Origin of the sequence: Fulvitalea axinellae (genome assembly GCF_036492835.1) — a bacterium.
GTDB lineage: Bacteria > Bacteroidota > Bacteroidia > Cytophagales > Cyclobacteriaceae > Fulvitalea > Fulvitalea axinellae.
Genome location: NZ_AP025314.1, coordinates 11,034 through 29,954, shown reverse-complemented (window position 1 = coordinate 29,954; position 18,921 = coordinate 11,034). Strand labels below are relative to the sequence as shown.

General features: G+C 48.0%; 10 protein-coding genes. 3 read left to right on the top strand and 7 right to left on the bottom strand.

What is annotated here, in order from left to right; translation table 11 throughout:
* Positions 1 to 315: 315 nt before the first annotated feature.
* Positions 316 to 1,377, bottom strand: a complete 1,062-nt coding sequence (locus tag AABK39_RS00085) for a FecR family protein (RefSeq protein ID WP_338392904.1) — start codon at positions 1,375 to 1,377, stop codon at positions 316 to 318.
* Between the two features lie 339 nt (positions 1,378 to 1,716).
* On the opposite strand from AABK39_RS00085, the gene AABK39_RS00080 reads away from it, so the two are divergent.
* Entirely contained in the window at positions 1,717 to 2,319 is a 603-nt protein-coding gene (locus AABK39_RS00080) for an RNA polymerase sigma-70 factor (protein ID WP_338392903.1), read from the top strand.
* A 68-nt stretch (positions 2,320 to 2,387) separates the two neighbouring features.
* On the opposite strand, the gene AABK39_RS00075 is transcribed toward AABK39_RS00080, so the two are convergent.
* The 4 genes from AABK39_RS00075 to AABK39_RS00060 form a co-directional block, all read right to left on the bottom strand.
* Entirely contained in the window at positions 2,388 to 3,815 is a 1,428-nt protein-coding gene (locus AABK39_RS00075) for a RagB/SusD family nutrient uptake outer membrane protein (protein ID WP_338392902.1), read from the bottom strand.
* 5 nt (positions 3,816 to 3,820) lie between these two features.
* Entirely contained in the window at positions 3,821 to 7,141 is a 3,321-nt protein-coding gene (locus AABK39_RS00070) for a SusC/RagA family TonB-linked outer membrane protein (RefSeq protein ID WP_338392901.1), read from the bottom strand.
* Between the two features lie 100 nt (positions 7,142 to 7,241).
* Positions 7,242 to 8,267, bottom strand: a complete 1,026-nt coding sequence (locus AABK39_RS00065) for a FecR domain-containing protein (protein ID WP_338392900.1) — start codon at positions 8,265 to 8,267, stop codon at positions 7,242 to 7,244.
* 84 nt (positions 8,268 to 8,351) lie between these two features.
* Positions 8,352 to 9,008 (bottom strand): sigma-70 family RNA polymerase sigma factor, encoded by a 657-nt coding sequence (locus AABK39_RS00060; protein WP_338392899.1) that lies wholly within the window; start codon positions 9,006 to 9,008, stop codon positions 8,352 to 8,354.
* Between the two features lie 310 nt (positions 9,009 to 9,318).
* Between AABK39_RS00060 and AABK39_RS00055 the strand changes: the two genes are divergently transcribed.
* Positions 9,319 to 10,626, top strand: a complete 1,308-nt coding sequence (locus AABK39_RS00055; protein ID WP_338392898.1) for a pyridoxal phosphate-dependent aminotransferase — start codon at positions 9,319 to 9,321, stop codon at positions 10,624 to 10,626.
* Between the two features lie 121 nt (positions 10,627 to 10,747).
* On the opposite strand, the gene AABK39_RS00050 is transcribed toward AABK39_RS00055, so the two are convergent.
* Entirely contained in the window at positions 10,748 to 12,418 is a 1,671-nt protein-coding gene (locus tag AABK39_RS00050; RefSeq protein WP_338392897.1) for a hypothetical protein, read from the bottom strand.
* Positions 12,419 to 12,529: 111 nt separating this feature from the next.
* Between AABK39_RS00050 and AABK39_RS00045 the strand changes: the two genes are divergently transcribed.
* A complete protein-coding gene (locus AABK39_RS00045; protein ID WP_338392896.1) occupies positions 12,530 to 14,749 on the top strand; it encodes an alpha-L-fucosidase in 2,220 nt (739 codons plus the stop codon).
* A gap of 95 nt (positions 14,750 to 14,844) precedes the next feature.
* On the opposite strand, the gene AABK39_RS00040 is transcribed toward AABK39_RS00045, so the two are convergent.
* The gene (locus AABK39_RS00040) at positions 14,845 to 18,810 is read right to left on the bottom strand and encodes a hybrid sensor histidine kinase/response regulator transcription factor (RefSeq protein WP_338392895.1); all 3,966 of its coding nucleotides are present in this window, start codon (positions 18,808 to 18,810) and stop codon (positions 14,845 to 14,847) included.
* Positions 18,811 to 18,921 lie beyond the last annotated feature (111 nt).

The window sequence follows — 18,921 nt, the reverse complement described above, 5'->3', positions numbered from 1 at the left end:
ATAGAGATTTTAGATTTTTTCTCATAACTTCAGAAGTTTGTTACAAACAATGGAAAGGAGATGTTCGGTCTGTATCCGATCCCCAAAATCACATACAGTCGATATCTTCTTTCTTATTCGGACCCGTCAGATTTCTGAAATCTTGGTCCGCGCCCGGCACAACACACATGAGCGCTTTTAGGGAATAAATGGTGATTTAAGTTCGCATAAAGGATTTAGCTGTTTTGATTCAAAAATAAAGCGGTAACGCGCCATGCGCATTGAGTATATGATACGATAAATCTTTTTTGGAAAAATAAGGCGACGGGTGGTTTTCTATTCTATTAACACTCTTTTGCCCTCATATCTAACCTTCCAACCTTTCATAATCCGCAGGGTCTCCAAAAATTCCACTTTCTCCGCACGGTCAAAAACGCCTATTATCTCGGCTTCCAGATGCTGAGGATTACGGAAATGGAACCGTAGGTCATAAAACCTTTCAACATCTGACAACACTTCTCTGAAAGGCTTACCGTTAAGCGCTAATTTATTATCGGCCCAAGCCAACACACTGGATTCTTCAAAATCCTGTATCTCAAATTCTCCTCCGCCTTTCGTCGGAAAATATACCGACTGATTCCCAGGCGATAGGACTCTTCCGTTATCCTCCAAGCCTTTTTTTTCCACTTTCACACTTCCCTCCACCAAACTAGTGACGGCCAAAGAATCCAATGGATAATCCCTGAAATTAAAACGTGTGCCCAACACACGGACGGTATTCAAATTAGAATTCAAGACAAACGGTATGCTTTTATCTTTAGACACATCGAATAGTCCCTCCCCGCTAAAAAACACTTCTCTGCGATCGTTAACAAAAGGAAAGGAAAACGCCAACACACTCTCGGAATTCACCGTCAACAAACTGCTATCAGGCAACAAAACGCGTTGCAACTTTCCCCGCTCTACAGAGATTTTGACAAGGCCAAACCATTTTTCCGATAAGCGGGAATCGAAAGCCAAGAGTTCTTTCGCCGAGTCATAACGGAAAGGAAACGGTTTCCTCTTTTTAAACAACTCAGAGACAAAGACCTTCTCTCCGTCATCGAAAACGATATTCGTGGCGCCGGGCTCATGCTTTAACCCCCAAACCGACAACTCAACCGATGTATGTTCCTCACTGTCCAAGAAAAGAAAAAGCCCCAATCCAACGATAAGGAAAGATACTGCGGCGACAAAGCGAAAAGCAGGCAGAATACGAGCAGATACCTTTCTTTCAGATATTTTCAGAGTCGTTTTCGCCGTGATCGCATGCCATGCCCGCTCATCGTCAAACAGTTCTTTTTTTCTGTTAACCGACTCCCGGAGCACTTCCATCAGCCTTTCCTTGTCATCTCCCATATTGCATTTCTCCTTCTGTTATTCCTTAGATCCAAAAATTAGGACTGACCCTACGCTATTTCGGGTTTTTTATTAAAAAAATCTGTGCGCACTCGCTTATTGGGCAAATATTGGGTTATTTACGCAAAATACAGCTGGGAGAGGCTGTACGAAAAATTCCAAATCGACAGTATTTTTCTATTCCGAGAGAATCTCACGGGAAATCGTTTCTACGTGTGGATTTCCCCGTTTTATAAAGCGTAATGGAAAAATTACGATTGGTATTTTCGACTCCGATATTATACAATCGCATTTTCTCTCCTCAATGTGGCTTTTAAAATTGTAAAGGATCTCCAAACTATGGACTCAGCGATGTTCCGTCAACTTTTTTCGACTCATTTCACTGACCTGTGCCTTTACACGCTACAGTTTGTCAAAAGCCCGAATGTTGCCGAAGATATAGTTCAAGAATCGTTTATTTTACTTTGGGAAAAAAGCGAAAAGGAGAATATCGAGTACCCGAAGCCATACCTTTTCAGGATTACCCAAAACAAGGCCCTCCAATACCTGAGGGCCTCCAAAAAAAATACGCTTCCTTTGGAAGAAGAATCGTTAGCCAATATCCTAAGCCCGGAACAAGCCCTAATACAAGAGGACGAATTCCGGATATTGGAAGAACTTCTGGACCAAGTTCCCCTCAAAAGCCGGAGAATGTTCGAGATGAGCCGAACCCTGAACATGAAATACACGGAAATAGCGACCGAACTCGGCGTAAGCGTCAAGACCGTGGAAAAGCATATATCCAAGGTCCTGAACTTCCTGATTGACGGTTTGGAAAAGAGAGATATACACCTGCGGATTTTCTTCAAATCTTCCCGAAAGCAGTTGCCGAAAGACGAAGTCACCGGTTTGTTGCTGGCGGGTGCCACACTTGGGCAGTTTTTGTTTGATGTTGGGGGATGAGGTTTTTACAAAAAAAGAGACCAGCTGAAAGCCGGTCTCTTCATTGTCATTATATGCTCATTTTCAATTTAGTATCCCGGATTCTGCGGAAAGTCCGGATCCTGGTCCAATTGCCACTGCGGAATAGGGAAGAGCAAGTGTTTCTCACTGGCGTAATCCACTCCACGCTCTTTAGCCTTTTCGATAAACTTGCCGTGGCGGATCAAATCGTCACGACGATGGCCTTCCAAATACAATTCCCTGAAACGTTCGTCCAAAATATAATCGTTCAGGCTTTCTTTCGTAAAGTCATCTTTGCTGATTTGGCTTACGCCCGCACGGCTCCTTACGGTATTGATTAGGTCCGTAGCCTCTTGGGTCGGTCCGCTAAGCTGGTTAAGCGCTTCGGCCCTCGACAGGAGCACATCGGTGTAGCGCCATATTATCCAGTCGTTGCCGTGCAGAGTTCCGGCTCCCGCAGGGTCTTCGCTGTATTTTACTGGAAGAGCGCCAATGTCGCTCCGCATGCTTTTCATCGTTCCGTCGGCGTTTATCGGGTATTCACTCCATAGCACTTCCAAACGCCCATCCTGAGCTTCGGTAAAGCAACGGTCATAAATATCCCAAGGCACCTTGAAGCCCCCCCAACGCTGTACACTATTACCGGCCAAGGATACGTAATCGTAAGGATAAACGTGGGCTAGCCAGTGGTTGCCTCTGCTAGGGGTTCGGGAAATGGCCCAAACTATCTCGTCGTTCATCTCATTATCGATGTGAAAAACCGAAGCGTAAGTGTCTTGAAGGTTATAGACGCCCAAATCCATAATCTTCTTGCTGACTTCGGCAGCTTTTTGCCACTGGTGGTCGTTCATATACACTTTCAGCTCCAACATATACGCTATTCCTTTGGTCATTCTTCCAAAGTCACCAGCGTCATAAGTTTTGGGAAGTATTGCGGCGCAAGCCTCGGCTTCGCTTACCAAAAAATCTACCATCCATTCTTTAGTCGGCCTTTCCGGACGATAATCCGAGCCGTGCCCTTGCTCCAATATCACGGGAACTGGGCCATAGAAACGGTATTGATACCAAGCCAAAATAGCCCTGACCATACGCATTTCGGCTATATAACGATCCTTAAGGTCAGGGTCCATATCTACGGCCTCGGCCCTAAATATCATGTTTGTCGCCTCGGTGATTTTATTGAGATTATAAAATTTTGTCACGTCTCCGGTGGTGGGCGTCCACGTCAAATCGCGCCAAATTCTCCATCTGGAATCACCCCAAGAGCACGTAAACTCATCTGTTGTGGCGTAACATGGATTCAGGTTGGAACCACCATAAGCATGGTGAAGGTTCTCCAAATGCGCATACACGCCACTTACGGCCGCCTTTACGTCTTTTTCCGTTTTGAAAAACTGGTCAGGCGAAAGATCGCTTTTGCTTATGGGATCCAAATCCGAAAAACATCCCGAAAAAGCGAAAGCCAAGGCCATCAATATATAATTAACTCTCTTCATGTCCATCAGAATTTAATATCCAAACCTAGAGTAAAGCTACGTTGTGACGGGTAAGCTCCCACGCCGTCAAATTCCGGATCCAAGCCCTCGTAGTTGGTGAATACAAACGGGTTACGCACATCCGCAAATACCCGTACTTGCTCCAGCTTTTTGGTTGGTACCGTATATCCCAAAGTGATGTTCTGTATTCTTACGAAGCTGATTTTCTCCCAATAAAAATCTCCCGTTCCATATGGACTTTTGATACCGCTCGGCATATCCGTGTTTTGGTTATCATGCGTCCATCGGTCACCAAAATCTTCCGATTTGTTTTGCGACTGCTTCCAGAACTCCACCGCATTGCCATTAAAGACTTTGTCTACTTTGTTCTCTCTCCAATAGTTGAATTTTCCGTACATGAACACGGCCAAGTCAAAGGCTCCATACTGGAAATAGTTACCGAATCCCGCTTGGAATTTCGGGTCTTTGCTACCTTCCACCACCACGTCCAAGTCATCAAGCTTACCGTCACCGTTTAGATCCTGAACATAAATCAGCCCTGGAAAAGCACCTTCCATATGCGGGTATTCCCTGCCAGGAACTACCAAACCATCAGACTTTTTAGTGTAAAGCGTCCTGATCGGATCATCTTCAGATTGGTAGATTGACGGGTTCCAATCCGGACTTCTCTCCTTCCAGCGATCACGATAAGTGGCAATATTGAACGTCAAACGCCACTCAAACTTATCATTCGTTACGTTTATGCTACTCAGGCTTAATTCCACACCACGGCTTTGCGTAGAACCGATGTTGTCCAATACCTTGTCTTTTTCGGACCAAGCCAACAGCTTTCTCTCCGACAACAAATCGCTGATCTCCTTATCGAACACTTCTACGGAACCCGTAATGCGGTTTTCAAAAAGACCGAAATCCACACCGATATTAAGCTCTGTAGTGGTTTCCCATTTCAGATCCGGATTTTCAACCTGCTTCAGGCTGGCGCCTTTCGAAAAATTACCTCCGAACACGTACGTCCTGTTAAACGTGTACAGCTCACGATAATCTTGGTTAATGCCACTGTTACCCACTTGGCCATAACTCAAGCGAAGCTTCAGGTCAGAGATAGGCTCAACGCCTTCCATAAAATTCTCATTAGCGATCTTCCAAGCAAAAGCGGCCGAAGGGAAATAACCGAACTTGTTACCCGAACCGAATTTTGACGAACCGTCGGCACGCATTGTGAAGGTAAACAGGTAACGATCCAAGGCGTTGTAATTTACCCTAGCAAAAGCTGAAACATATTTGTTTTCGCTACCGCCCGAACCAACTCCAGGCCTATCGGCTGTACCGGAGCCCAAATCCCACTCCTTGGTACCGTCATGCACAAAATTGCTGTTGTTGGCGTTGAATTTCATTTCGTCAAAATCCTGATAAGAATAACCCGCCATAGCGCTGAGCGAGTGCCCTTCCATTATATCCTTATTGTAGTTAAGGGTAAAATCAAAGAGTTTGCTGAGCCTGCGGTTGTGCCCCCACGACGCGTAGCCGTTCTTCTTCTGTCCCTCTGAAGTGGAAGTAGGAATATAGTAGCGCCCCGTAAAGTTACGGTACTCAATACCGGCGTTCGCCCGCATACTCAAGCCTTCGATGGGAAGTTTGACATCGGCGTAAGCCATAGCCGTAATGTTCATCCATTCGTTATTGTCGGCGATTTCCAAAAGGGAAACTGGATTCGGCAAAAACGAGGCGTCAGGATCTACCGTATAGGCTCCTTTTTCGTCAAAAATAGACAGGGTAGGATTATAAGTAAGCGCCGATGATATTACGCCCGCTCCTTCGGTGGTTCCATTGGAGATTTTGATTTTCTTTTCCTTGTTAAAAGTCCCATTCGACTTCAATCCCACCTTTACCCAATCGCTGACCTTGTGGTCCAAATTGAGTCGCAAATTTACCCGTTCGTAAGAGGATTTGTCCACCACGCCCTTATTCTCAAAATAGTTTAGCGATGTCAAGAAGGTTGTTTTCTCGTTTCCGCCTCTTATCGAGATGTTGTGTTCCTGAATTACGCCCGTACGCGTCACCTCATCGAGCCAATCCGTTCCGCCCGAGAAAGAGTTAATTTGCTCGTCGGTATACTTCGGAACAAAAGGAGTGAAACTGCCTGCGTCGTTGCCACCGTAAACGCCAATCTTGTTTTTTTGCATCCACAGCTCGTAACCCATACGGTTGCGTTCGCGCATATAAGTCTGGGCGTCCATCATCTCGGGCACTCGGCCCAAATCCTGCATCGTATACTTTCCGTTGTAGCTTACGGATGTCTTTCCCGCCTCGCCACTGAGCGTCGTGACCAAAATAACACCGTTGGCCGCTCGGGCTCCGTATATGGAAGTGGCGCTGGCGTCCTTAAGTATTTCGATTGATTTTATGTCATTCGGGTTCAAGCTATTACCCGGCGAAGACGACAACGGAAAACCGTCAACTACCCAAAGCGGTTCGTTTCCGCCTTTGAGAGAGGCCGCTCCACGAATCTGCATCGAAGATCCTTTGCCCGGCTCAAATCCACTGGGCGAAACCTGAAGGCCCGCCGCTTGGCCCTGCAACATATTTTCGATGGAAGCGGTAGCTGCTTTCGGCACTTCTTTGACCGATACGGAAGTAATGGAAGCCGTAAGGTCACTCTTCTTTACCGTTCCGTAACCCACCACCACAATTTCCGCCAACTCCTTAACATCCGCTGACAGCGTGATATCCAACACTTGGTTTCCGTCGAACTCCAATTCCTGAGTTTCGAAACCGACTGCTCTGAAAATAAGCGTTTCGCCCGCTTCCACTACCAATGTGTATCGTCCTTCCACATCGGTAACCGTTCCACGGCCAGCACCTTTTACAAGTACCGTAGCTCCCAACACTGGTTCTCCGGTCTCGTCACGTACGGTACCCGTTACCTTTACGCCTTCGATAACAACCTCCACCTTCTCGACAGCCGAATCCTTTTTGGCCTTGCTTACATGGATATTGTGGTTTACCTGGCGAAAACGCAAATCCGAAATTTTGGATATTTCCAACAATACATCGGCTACCGTAGGATTTTCATCCTTTACGGAGTAGCGGGCTTTTAGATCAAGCTCTTTTTTGAAGAAATTGAAACGGAAAGGGGTTTCCGACTCAATTTTCCTAAAAATCTCAAAAACACTGAGGTCTTCCAGCCCTTGGCTTAAGCGGACCTCCCGCACATTTTTGTACCGGCTAAGCGACTCGGACGTCTCGGCTTGGGCGGAAAGGCCCGACAACGAAAACGTCAGTACGCAAAAAAACACCGACAAAAAGTTTAGTCGAAATTTTTTCATAAATTGAATTGTTAAAATTGAAAAACCTATTGCCAGAGGCGGGGAGGGGAGTCCCCACCTCTTTTTTTACTCTATTTATCTCTTTGCCAAAAGGCTAGATCTACAATTCCGAAAAATCCAGTACCACACGGTCTTCCTCAAAACGATATTCAAACCGGTCATGAAAACGTATTCCGTCCAATACGTTTCTCAGATTTTCATTATCAAAAGATCCGGTATAAAAAGGCAACTTGTCCGGATCGCCAACAACCTCAAACGGTATTCCGTACCAACGCTCCAACTCCCTCAACACTTCAGACATCTTGGTGTCTTTAAATTCCAGTACGCCTTTGGTCCAGTCCAAGCTAAAATCGCCCTGACGTTTATTGAAGGCACCCTCTTTCACTACGGCTTCCTCGCCTGGCGTCAGCATCAACGGCTCTCTCATCTCCGCACCAGAATATTCCACGAGCACTTTTCCTTCCGTCAACGAGACCACCTCAGCCTCCCTGTCTTTGTACGTGCTGATATTGAACGCCGTACCCAAAGCCGTCGTTATCGTCTTGCCAGCAGACACTTTGAATGGGCGAAGGCTATCTTTTTTCACTTCAAAATACGCTTCTCCTTTCAGCGAGATATTCCTCTCGCCGTCAAAACGTTTCGGGTAACGCAATTCCGAGTCGGCGTTTAGCCAGACCTTAGAACCGTCAGGCAAACGCAAATCGAGGATCTTATGGCCTTTTTCCGTGCGGTGGATTATGATGGACACGGGATCTTCGCCAAGGATAACGGGAGATACATTGGCCGTCCAATAGCCTGCGACAAATACCAAAAGCAAGGCGACAACCGAAGCGTAACGCCTCCACAGTGGCGTTTCGGGACGAAGTTTCCAGTACGCTTTCCTATCGGGATCGGTTTGGTCAACCCTATCCCAAACTCGGTCAAAAACACGGTCGATACGGTTACTGTTTTCAGTGGGAACGATAGTGGTAGAATTCCAAAAAACACGCATTTGTCGCCATCGTCGGATACGTTCCGGATCGGCCTCCACATACCGTTCAAAACGGGCGAATTCTTCCTCCGTCATTTCACCGCACAGGGCTTTTCCCGCCAAACGCTCAAACTTACATTCTTCCAAATCCATCATCGTCAGTTTTCATTCCCTCCTTACTGTCTCTCACACTACTGAGTCAGAACCCGGAACCGCACCCTATACCGATTTCCGATTTTTTTAAAAAATATTTCCCTGAACAACGGACGATATAGCCAACAACAGCAATACCTCCAGCTGTTGGTCGGACACTCTCATGTCGGAATTGGACAGATAATCCTCCACGTCTTTCCTCACGTCCCTAAGAGCCAAACCGACATGCAATTCCACAGTCTTTACGCTGATTTCAAGTTTTTCCGCAGTCTCTTTGTACGTCAGTCCCTCTTCTTTCACCATTCTAAAAACTATCGCGCGCTTTAGCGGCATCCGTTTTACAGATTTTGCCACCACATCAAACAACTCGTCGGATAAAAGTTGACTTTCCGGGCCTTCCCGGGTCACAGCGTAAAGATTTCCTGTTGTTTCCAAAGAAGAAAGAACACCTAACTTTCCAGCTTCCCTGCTCGCCAACCGAACGCTTTGCCGGCGCACCGCAACGGACAGATATGCTCCCCAATTCTCCACACCTCCCAGACGTTCACGGCTTTTCCAGATATTGACAAAAACATCGGAAACAGCCTCGTCGGCCAGCCCTTTGTCGCCCACAACAAACAACGCCTGCTCGTATAATGCCTGATAATGTTTGGTAAACAAAATACGGAAAGCGCCTTTGTCGCCAATACCTGCTTGCACAGTAGCTATATCGATTAGGGTATCAGTATTTTGCTCTTGCCTCATCTTTATCCAACATTTTTAGAGCCCTCAGACTAAAAAAAATAAAAATAGTAAACACTAACAGCGATACAATCTAGCAACAATTTGAGGAACGCCAAAACAAACCGCCTTCCGAAGACCGCCTCTCTATCTGTCTCATTCCGAATAAAAAAGCCTCCAAACCACAGTATTTTAGCTGGAGGACCCTATTTTTGTAAATTCGGCAACGGTTGATTTATTTTCAAAGAAATTATTCAATTTATGCCCAAAAGAAGAAAAATGTCATAATCAAAAAGCGGGGCCGGGAGGCTCCGCCGGCGCTAACAGCAAAGCCATGAGACAAAAATTGCTTCGAGAAGGCTCCAAAGAACTCAGTTACGAGATCAGGGGCATCGTGAAGAAGGCCGAACAGGTCAAGGCCCAAGGGCAGGAAATCGTCTGGGAAAATATCGGCGACCCTATCGCCAAAGGCTTTCATGTACCCGACTGGGTAAAGGAGAAAATCAGCGCGCTGATGCAGGAGAACGCCACTTACGGCTACTGTCACTCCAAAGGGGTGTTGGAAACGCGCGAATACCTGGCGGAAAAAACCAACGCCTTGGGCGGTGCCCAAATTACGGCGGAAGACATTCTATTTTTTAACGGCCTCGGCGACGCCATTGCGAAGCTGTACCAATTTTTGGTGCCTACGGCCCGTATCATCGGACCGTCGCCGGCATATTCTACGCACTCTTCGGCGGAAGCGGCGCACGCCAACCACCAGCCGATCACTTATAACCTGGACCCGCACAACGGCTGGCTCCCGGACCTTGAAGACCTTTATCTGAAGGTAAAATATAACCCGAACATCGTGGGTATTCTGGTAATCAATCCCGATAACCCGACGGGAATGGTATATCCGGAGCATATTCTGAGAAACATCGTGGAGATCGCCAAGGAATTCAACCTGATCCTGATCTTCGACGAAATTTATATGAACGTCACCTATAACGGGGCCGAAACCAAAGCTTTGGCCGAACTTATCGGCGACAGGCCTGGCATTTCGCTCAAAGGAATTTCCAAGGAATTCCCTTGGCCGGGCTCGCGTTGCGGTTGGATGGAGTTTTATAATCGCGAAGCGGACCGCCAATTCGACGGGCTTTGCTCTACGCTGGAAAATGCTAAGATGATAGAGGTTTGCGCCACCAAACTTCCTCAGCTTTCCATTCCGGCGATTATGAAAGACGAGCGTTATCCCGCTTATCTGGAAGCCACCAAGGAGAAAATCGGCAAAAGGAGCCAAACCATAACAGATTTGCTAGGGGATGTGGAAGGAATCTATTTCAATCCAACTTACGGCGCTTTTTACAATACGATAATTTTCAAAGAGGGCGCTCTGAAACCGGGCCAGAAGATAGCTATCGAAAATCCTGAGATCCAAAAAGCCTTGGACGGCTGGATGGCGGAAGACCCTGAAATGCCTCTCGACAAAAGGTTTACTTACTACCTTTTGGCATCTAAAGGTATCTGTGTGGTACCTATTTCATCGTTTTGTTCTGAACTGAAAGGCTTCCGCGTAACGCTTTTGGAAGAAGACGGCGAAACCCTCCACAACACTTTCAGTAGGCTTAAAGAAGGAATAGAGGAATATTTGGGAAGCTAATTCATTAGTAAAAAGTAAACTGTAAAGCGTAAAGAGACTGCTCGGGAACGTTTTAAGTACTTAAATACCTGAAGGCATTTTATTGGAAAAGCCCGGTCATATTCCGGGCTTTTTTACGCCGTTATTTTCCTCCCGTTGCTTCCGACTTCAATCCCGAAGATGGTCGGCTACTCGCTCCCGAGGCGTCGTTGAGAAGTCTTTCCAACAAGGCTAACTGTATCTTGTCCCTATCGAAGCGTTCCAAAAACTTTCCTGCTTTTTGGTCTAATCCACTGACTACATCGGCAGGCAAATCTCTCCAAAGCTCCAAGGCCCGCATTACTTTTTCGTTTAATTCCAAAATCTGGCTGGTCTGATCATCCCAGTACCTATCCAGATATTCCATTTTGGCGTCGGCTTCCTGCACGGACAAAGTCATTGTGCCGAAAGACAGCATATTGTCTTCGGGAATTGCTTCCCAAAATTTTGACAACATACTAGTATATACATACGCGATCAAGCGGAAAAAGCTTGCGGGCGAATTCGTTTGTTGCAAAAACCGGCAAACCGCAGAGGAAAACTCGCACAACTCCGTCACCCTCAACTCGGCCAGTTGGATTCCGAAAGTATCCATCACCGACTTTAGGGATATTTTAAAAATAGCGTTCTGCCGGCTGTCCGACAGATCGAGTACACCCGCCAAATCCGGAATAAACATACTGATCGAATAATCCCTGATTTTCGGAATTTCAGAGGCCTCGTTTCGCATAAAAAACCAAGACAAAAGCTCCGAAGGCTTTCGGCCGCTGGGTTTATCGCCTTGGCTACGGAAATAACGATCCAACTTTCTCAGCCACTCTCTCTTTTCCTTATCCACCCGATCCATCAACGGCAACAGATTGTGCGTTTTGCAATGCGTAGCGAAAATCACTTGCACGGTCATTATCACCTTAATCGCATCCCAACTCAGCTGACTCATTTCCTTCACTCCCAAAAGAGCGCTAAAGTCACCAAACTTCAGGTCTTCTTCCAATTCAAGATCATCAAACAGTTCCATCTTTTCGGAAGTGGACAGTTTCTTACGGGCCTTCTTCTTTTTCTTCCCTGATCTTCCGCTCGATTTCGTTACGCTGTCACTACTTGATTTTTCCTCTTCCGGACTGCTCTCACTCTCAATAGGCTTGCTCTCCAACTCTAATTTCCGCTCCAAACTCTCGGGTAAAGAATAGGGGCCAGCGACGGGTTCCGCAAGTCCCACCGCCTTCGGTTCCCTTATAATAATGGGAATACCGGCATCGGCCAACCAAATCCTGACTTTACGTACCACTTCCGACAAATTGGGATATGCCTCATCGGCCACAAATTCTCCTGACTTTCCATTCTCCGAAAAAAATATCCTTGGCGAGTTCTTGGAGTGAGAATAGTGGATCTTGTAGACCTTCAATGTCACGTTCTCGAATTTCCGGTCCACAATCACGTGATCCACATCAATAGTCAAATGCGGATATCCCGATGTCACCGGAACGATAACGGCCTTGCGTATCCACGCTCGCACAAAACGTTGCTTCTTATCGTGACGCACTCCGCGAGGGCCATACCATTCACTGGCCTTCGCTTTCAGGCCGAAACACTGCAGTGGCCATCCCTCCAACGGAGGAGGCTGTTTCGCTAAGCCATTGGCTTTCCCTTTTCGGGGCGAATCCCGTTTTTTGCCACTGATCATCATCCTTCGAAAACCACCCAAAGGTAATGCCCGAAATAATGGCCTTCCACTTCCGGCTTTTGGCTTAAGGGGGATTTTGATCAAAAACATATCATTATGTCTTATTCCCCCCGCTACGGGTCACCATATTTTCCATTATCCCAATAATGCCCCTATATTCCGTAAATAATCGTTTTAGTTTCACACTCCAAGTACATCACCATGCTACGAAAACGAATTTTTCCATTGATTTTATTGGGTGCGTTGGGTGCCTGTTCTCCTCAAAAATCGGAACAGGGAAACAATGCGGTCAGCATTTCGAAACACGATTCAGAGAAAGACATTATCCGGAAGGCCGCGCAAGTCACACCTTCGGAGAGGCAACTGCGCTGGCAAGAATATGAATTCACCGGATTTCTTCATTTCGGAATAAACACTTTTACGGACCGCGAATGGGGCCATGGCGACGAGGATCCGAAACTTTTCAACCCAACGGAACTCGACGCCCGCCAATGGGCCCGTACGGCCAAGCAGGCGGGTATGAAACTCCTCTTGCTCACGGCCAAACACCACGACGGATTCTGCTTATGGCCAAGCAAATACACCGACCACAGCGTGGCCAGCAGTCCGTATAAAGGCGGAAAAGGCGATATCGTAAAAGAAGTGGCCGAGGCCTGCAAAGCCGAAGGCCTTGACTTCGGCGTGTATCTTTCGCCTTGGGACATGCACGAGCAAAGCTACGGCACGGACGCCTATAACGAGCATTTCAAAAAACAACTCCGGGAATTGCTTACCAATTACGGAGACATAGCCGAGGTGTGGTTTGACGGCGCCTGCGGCGAAGGCCCTAACGGCAAGAGACAGGTTTATGACTGGGAAGGCTATTATTCCGTAATCCGTGAACTGCAACCCGAAGCCGTTATCGCCGTAATGGGGCCGGATGTCCGCTGGGTAGGTACGGAAAGCGGCTATGGACGCGATACCGAATGGAGCGTACTCCCAAGCGCCGCGCACGACAAACTGCAAATTGCGGAAGCTTCGCAACAAAACGACGGCGACGCGCCGGTTTTCAATGCCACGGACCAGGATTTGGGCAGCAGAGCCAAATTGCTCAAAGCGGGCGGACTCGTTTGGTATCCTTCCGAAGTGGACGTTTCCATCCGCCCGGGTTGGTTTTACCACAAAAGCCAAGACAGCCAAGTCAAAACGCCGGAGAAAATGCTGGATATCTATTACAGCTCTGTCGGCAAGAACTCTTTGTTGCTCCTGAACCTTCCGCCGGACAAACGCGGTTTGATTCATGAAAATGATGTCGCCACTTTGCTCGAAACACGCAGAATTCTGGAAGGAACATTCAAGAACAACCTATTGTCGGGAGCCGAAATCAGCGCCGATAACGCGACAGCCGACAATCCGGCCAAAACCGTTTTGGACAGCGACAAGCTAAGCTACTGGACCACCGACGGGGAAGCCACCACAGGAACGCTCAATTTCGTTTTGCCAAAACCAAAAACCTTCGACCGAGCCCTTTTGCAAGAAGCGATCAGGGAAGGGCAACGCGTGGAATCTTTCGTAATCGAGGCCAAAGTGGAAGGCGACTGGAAAACGCTTTTCGAAGGAACCACAATCGGCTACAAACGCCTTTTGCGCTTTGAGAAAACCACCGCTCAGGAAGTGCGGCTCCGCATTACGGGCGCTCGCCTCAATCCGGCCATTTCTGAATTCGGTCTTTACAAATCGCCGGCCAAAGCGGTTATCGAGCCCGCCGGGGCCACTTTCAAAACGTCGGTGAAAGTGAACCTTTCCAGCGATCCGGGCACTGTTGTCCGCTACACAACCAATGGAAGCGAGCCGACTAAGGAATCTCCTTTGTACGAAAACCCAGTGGAGATCAAAGAAACAAGCGTACTCAAAGCCGCCTCTTTCGACGCTTCAGGATTTAGAGGAACAGTATCGGAAGCCTCGTTCGCCAAAGCGCCGTTCGCCGTTACGCTAAAATATCCGCACCACGAAAAGTACTCCGCCGGCGGACCCAGCGGGCTGATCGACGGACTGAGGGGAAGCCTAAACCACGGCGACGGAAAGTGGCAAAGCTACGAGGGCACTGACATGGACGCCGTAATTGATTTCGGCAAGAAAAAATCGGCGACTTCGCTTTCCACTTCTTATATCCAAAACCAAAAGGCGTGGATCTTCGCTCCAAAGTCTGTCCGTTACCTGTATTCCAACGACGGTAAAAACTTCAAGGAATTGGCCGTGGCCAAAAGCGATATCGATCCGATGAAAGAAGGATCGTTTATAAAGGAATTCGCTGTCAAATTTCCGAAGAAGACATTCCGGTATCTGAAAGTTGTGGCCGAGAGCCTAAAAACATGCCCGGAAAACCACCACGGAGCCGGACGCAATTGCCATATGATGGTAGACGAAGTTGTGATGAAATAAGCTTTCGCTAAAGATCTCAAAACAGATTTTTCAATAAAAAAGACGCTTCTCCATCACGGAAAAGCGTCTTTTCTATTTTCAGAAATTCAAAAGCTCTATTCGGTCAAAGTCTTTTCGCCTTTGCGCCATTCGCTTGGCAAAACGCCCGTCACTTCGCGGAAACACTCGCGGAAGTGCTTAGGATCGTTAAACCCGACTTCCGCCATCACGGCCTTGATCGGCAAGTCGTCGTGACGGAGAATCTCCGCCGCCCGGTGGATTTTCGTAAGCTGAATGTATTTCGCTAAAGACTTACCGGTCAGTGCTTTACACTTTTTGTAAAGAACCGAATGACTCATCGCCATTTCACGCGCCAGACGTTCCACTGACAGTTCTCCCGATCCCATCAATCTGTCGATCAGGTCGGTCAGGTCGGTCATAAAGCGGTCGTTGGCGTCGGAGGTTACGCTTCTCGGCCTCGATACCGGGAAGTCGCGATAACGCTCTCTCAGGCGCTCTCGGTTCATCAAAATTGTACTGACTTTCACTTTGAGTATTTCCTCGTCGAAAGGCTTCAGGATATAGTCGTCGGCGCCGGCCGAAAGTCCGGCCATTTCGCTTTCCGTGGTCCCTTTTGCGGTAAGCAAAATTACCGGAATATGGGAAATCTCTTGGTCTTCCCTCAATTTCGAGCAGAATTCCACGCCGTCCATCACAGGCATCATCACGTCGCTGATAATGAAGTCCGGCATATGCGCTTTGGTTTTCTCCAAACCTTCCTCACCGTCGCCGGCCATTACCACCTCAAACCTGTCGGACATCATATCCGCCACCAAGTTACGGATTTCACGGTTATCGTCAACCACCAACAGCTTCGGTTTTCCCTCTTCGCCTACGGGCCAGATTTCGGGCATTTCCGGTTTGTTTTCGCCAAATACGGGCTTGGCGCTCACTCCGTCGCCCACTTTGGCGGAAGCTTGTTCCAGTTCGAGTTCCGGCAATTCCACGCTCAGTTCGGTGCCGTTGCCCGGTTCGCTGGTCGCCCGTACGGCCCCGCCGTGCGATTCCACCAAGCGCTTGACCAAGGCCAGACCGATTCCCGTTCCGATATTCCTGTCGGCGTGGTTGGCTTGATAAAACGATTCGAAAATAAACGGCAATTTCTCTTTGGCTATTCCCTTGCCGTTATCGTTTACCTTCAGGTATATTTTGCCTCCGGCGAATTCCAGATGAACGTGTACCTTACCTTGCGGAGCGGTGTATTTGAATGCGTTCGAGATCAGGTTTACGGTCACTTTTTCCAAAATGTCCCGATCGAAAACATACAGCCTGTTTTCTTTCAGATCACAGGTGAAGCGGTAGTCGAAACGGTTTTGGCGGGCGTAATCGTCAAATAGCAAGCAAACATTCTCTACGGTCTGTTTCAAGTCGTAAGAGCCGGCTTGCGGTTCGTATTTTCCGGATTCAAGCTTATTGAAGTCCAACAATTCGTTAACAGTATTCAGCAACAAATCGGCGTTTCGACTGATCGTCGCCAATGCGTCACGCTTGTCCTTATCTTTTTCTTTCTCCAATAACCTTTTTACAGGATGAAGAATCAAGGTCAGGGGAGTCTTAAGCTCGTGCGATATATTGGTGAAAAACCTGAGTTTCATATCGGCCAGCTCGTTGAGCCTGTCCTTTTGCAATTTTTCGTACTTCACTTTACGCTTCAGCGCCAAATACGCCCAGTAAGCGTAAATGATGAGCAAGACGGCCACGGCGTACCCAAACAGCGCCCAAGGCCTCAACCAAACGGGCGACAGCTTCACGATACGAACACTGCTGACCGACGATTCGTCGAGCGAAGAGCGTACGCTGAATACGTATTCTCCGGCGGGAAGACTGGCGTAAGTTACACTTTGGCGCTTGCCGGCCCTTACCCAGTTGGCGTCCACACCAGAGAGCTTGTAGGAATATTCCACATCGCCCAACGGAAAGTGGGGGAGGACGTAGTCGAATGTCAGAGACTGCTGGGCCGGTGGCAATTCGAAAGACGACACACCGTCCGGAGAGTCTTTTCTATAGGAAGCGTCTCGCCAGATAGACATTCCGTTGAACTTCAGGTCGTCAACGAGCACTTTGGGGTATTTGCCGTCGAGGCTGATTCTATCAGGATAAAATTCGTTGACACCGCGCATACCGGCGAACAGTAAGCGTCCGTCTTTCGCCTGAAAGCCCGCTCCGGTAGAGAAAATCGAGCTTTGAAGCCCGTGGTAAGTCGTAAAGCCTTTTGATGATTTCTTGTTAGGGTCAAAAACACTCAGGCCATTTGTAGTGGCAATCCAAATCCGGCCACTCTCATCGGCGAAAGCCGCTTCTGGCCAAACTTTCGGCAAACCGTCCTCGGCCGTGTACACTTTCACCTCGTCGGCTTTACCGATTTTTGAGATGGTTCCACCGCCGGTCACCCACAAATTGCCTTGGCCGTCTTCGCTGATGTGGGAAATCTTTGTGCCCACCTTGCGGAAACGCTTTGCGTCTTTCACCTCATCGCCCTCTAGCCTCAACCTTATCAGTCCGTCTCCGCTGGTTCCTATCCAAAGGGCACCTGATCGGTCGGTAAGAAGAGCCGTCACAAAGCACGAGGTTAACTTCAAATCTCCTTTTTGATAAGTAAACGAACGGAAAGTCTTCGCTTCCTTGTCCATTGTTATCAAACCGTAAGAAGCGCCAACCCACAATGTTTTTCCGTCCGCACTCTCGGTTACGCACTTTATATTTCTTTCCCGGAGCCCATTTTCCTCACTCGGTTCAAATTGCTCAAACTCGCCCGTGGCACGCCTATACACACCCAAACCTTGCGTATACGTCCCGATCCAAACATCGCCGGCGTGGTCTTCGTAGATTCCCTGCACAAAACCTTTCGCTCCGGCCGATCCCGCTCCGAAAGGCGTGTATTCGCTGATGTTTCCCAAAGAATCCACCAAACGGATGCCTTCACCGTCAGTGCCTAACCAACGGGTTCCCGTATGATCCAGCATAACGGACAGCATTCTCATGTCTTTGTAAAGAATATTTCCCTTTTCAGGCTTATCGAAAGGTCCTCGGTTGGCCTCGACCACATAGGCTCCCCCATAGTTCATTCCCGCCCATATATTGCCTCCACGGTCTTCGTAAAGGCTATAAACGGCCTTACTTTCCATGGCTATTCTTTCAGACACATGGTCCCATTTCTTTTCTCCCGTATCATAGAGATAAACACCGCCACCGTCGGAACCAAGCCAAATCCGCCCGAGTCTATCCTTGATAATCTTTTTGATGATTTTGGCATAAGCCATCGGCACTTCCAGAGGTTTAGCTTCTCCGCCATTCCGTCTCATTTCATAGACGCCATTATACATGGTGCCCAGCCAATACGTATCGCCGCTGGCCCTGACAATGCCGGTTATGCTCGCCACATTGACGCTACCAAGGCTTTCCTCCCCGAATCTGGCGATTTCCCGACCGCTGGACGAAGAGCAAAGCAAAAACTTACCACTGGCGTCGAACCAGATATAACCCATATCATCTTCCGTGAAAACGGCCACACGTCCGCTACCGAAAGCGCCGAAAGGTTCGGCGTAGAGCGCGTCCTTTATTCGGTAAGCCCCTTTGTCCGTTCCCAGGATCACCTCTCCGTTACGGAGTTCCAAAATGGAGTTTACGTTTTTTATTTCCGCACCTTCCATGTCTCTTATGGGGTCGGCCTTGCCTGTATTACGGTCTAAGGCGAAAGCCTTTCCCCATTTCAGGGCAAGCACCCTCCCGGATTTGTCCTCGGCCAATATATAGGAATCACCGATGTACAGCTTGCCCTCCGGACCGTTTACTTCGCGTATATTTTCCATACGCTTGCCGTCGAAACGGTTCATTCCGCTTCCGGTCGTAATCCAATAAAAGCCTTGCCTATCCTGAAACGTGTTGTTCACCGTAGCATGCGCAAGGCCATCCTTGCGGGAAATATGGGACACCCGCCAATCATACTGCGCAAAGCCTTCGCTTATTACGCAAAACCACAGCGAGATAGCCCAAAATATCTTATAGCGGAATATACCTGACATCGATGATATGGGTCAAATTTTACGGAAAAGGGAAATCCTTTTTTACAATTTATCCTTATCAAAGCATTCATAAAAACTTAAGGACCAGATTTAACGCCTGTTTGGCCATGA

Bases quoted from the DNA above. Each gene is read 5' to 3' on its own strand.
- AABK39_RS00065 (WP_338392900.1), bottom strand. From the start codon at position 8,267: ATGATGGATTTGGAAGAATGTAAGTTTGAGCGTTTGGCGGGAAAAGCC.
- AABK39_RS00075 (WP_338392902.1), bottom strand. From the start codon at position 3,815: ATGAAGAGAGTTAATTATATATTGATGGCCTTGGCTTTCGCTTTTTCG.
- AABK39_RS00050 (WP_338392897.1), bottom strand. From the start codon at position 12,418: ATGTTTTTGATCAAAATCCCCCTTAAGCCAAAAGCCGGAAGTGGAAGG.
- AABK39_RS00080 (WP_338392903.1), top strand. From the start codon at position 1,717: ATGGACTCAGCGATGTTCCGTCAACTTTTTTCGACTCATTTCACTGAC.
- AABK39_RS00070 (WP_338392901.1), bottom strand. From the start codon at position 7,141: ATGAAAAAATTTCGACTAAACTTTTTGTCGGTGTTTTTTTGCGTACTG.
- AABK39_RS00085 (WP_338392904.1), bottom strand. From the start codon at position 1,377: ATGGGAGATGACAAGGAAAGGCTGATGGAAGTGCTCCGGGAGTCGGTT.
- AABK39_RS00060 (WP_338392899.1), bottom strand. From the start codon at position 9,008: ATGAGGCAAGAGCAAAATACTGATACCCTAATCGATATAGCTACTGTG.
- AABK39_RS00040 (WP_338392895.1), bottom strand. From the start codon at position 18,810: ATGTCAGGTATATTCCGCTATAAGATATTTTGGGCTATCTCGCTGTGG.
- AABK39_RS00045 (WP_338392896.1), top strand. From the start codon at position 12,530: ATGCTACGAAAACGAATTTTTCCATTGATTTTATTGGGTGCGTTGGGT.
- AABK39_RS00055 (WP_338392898.1), top strand. From the start codon at position 9,319: ATGAGACAAAAATTGCTTCGAGAAGGCTCCAAAGAACTCAGTTACGAG.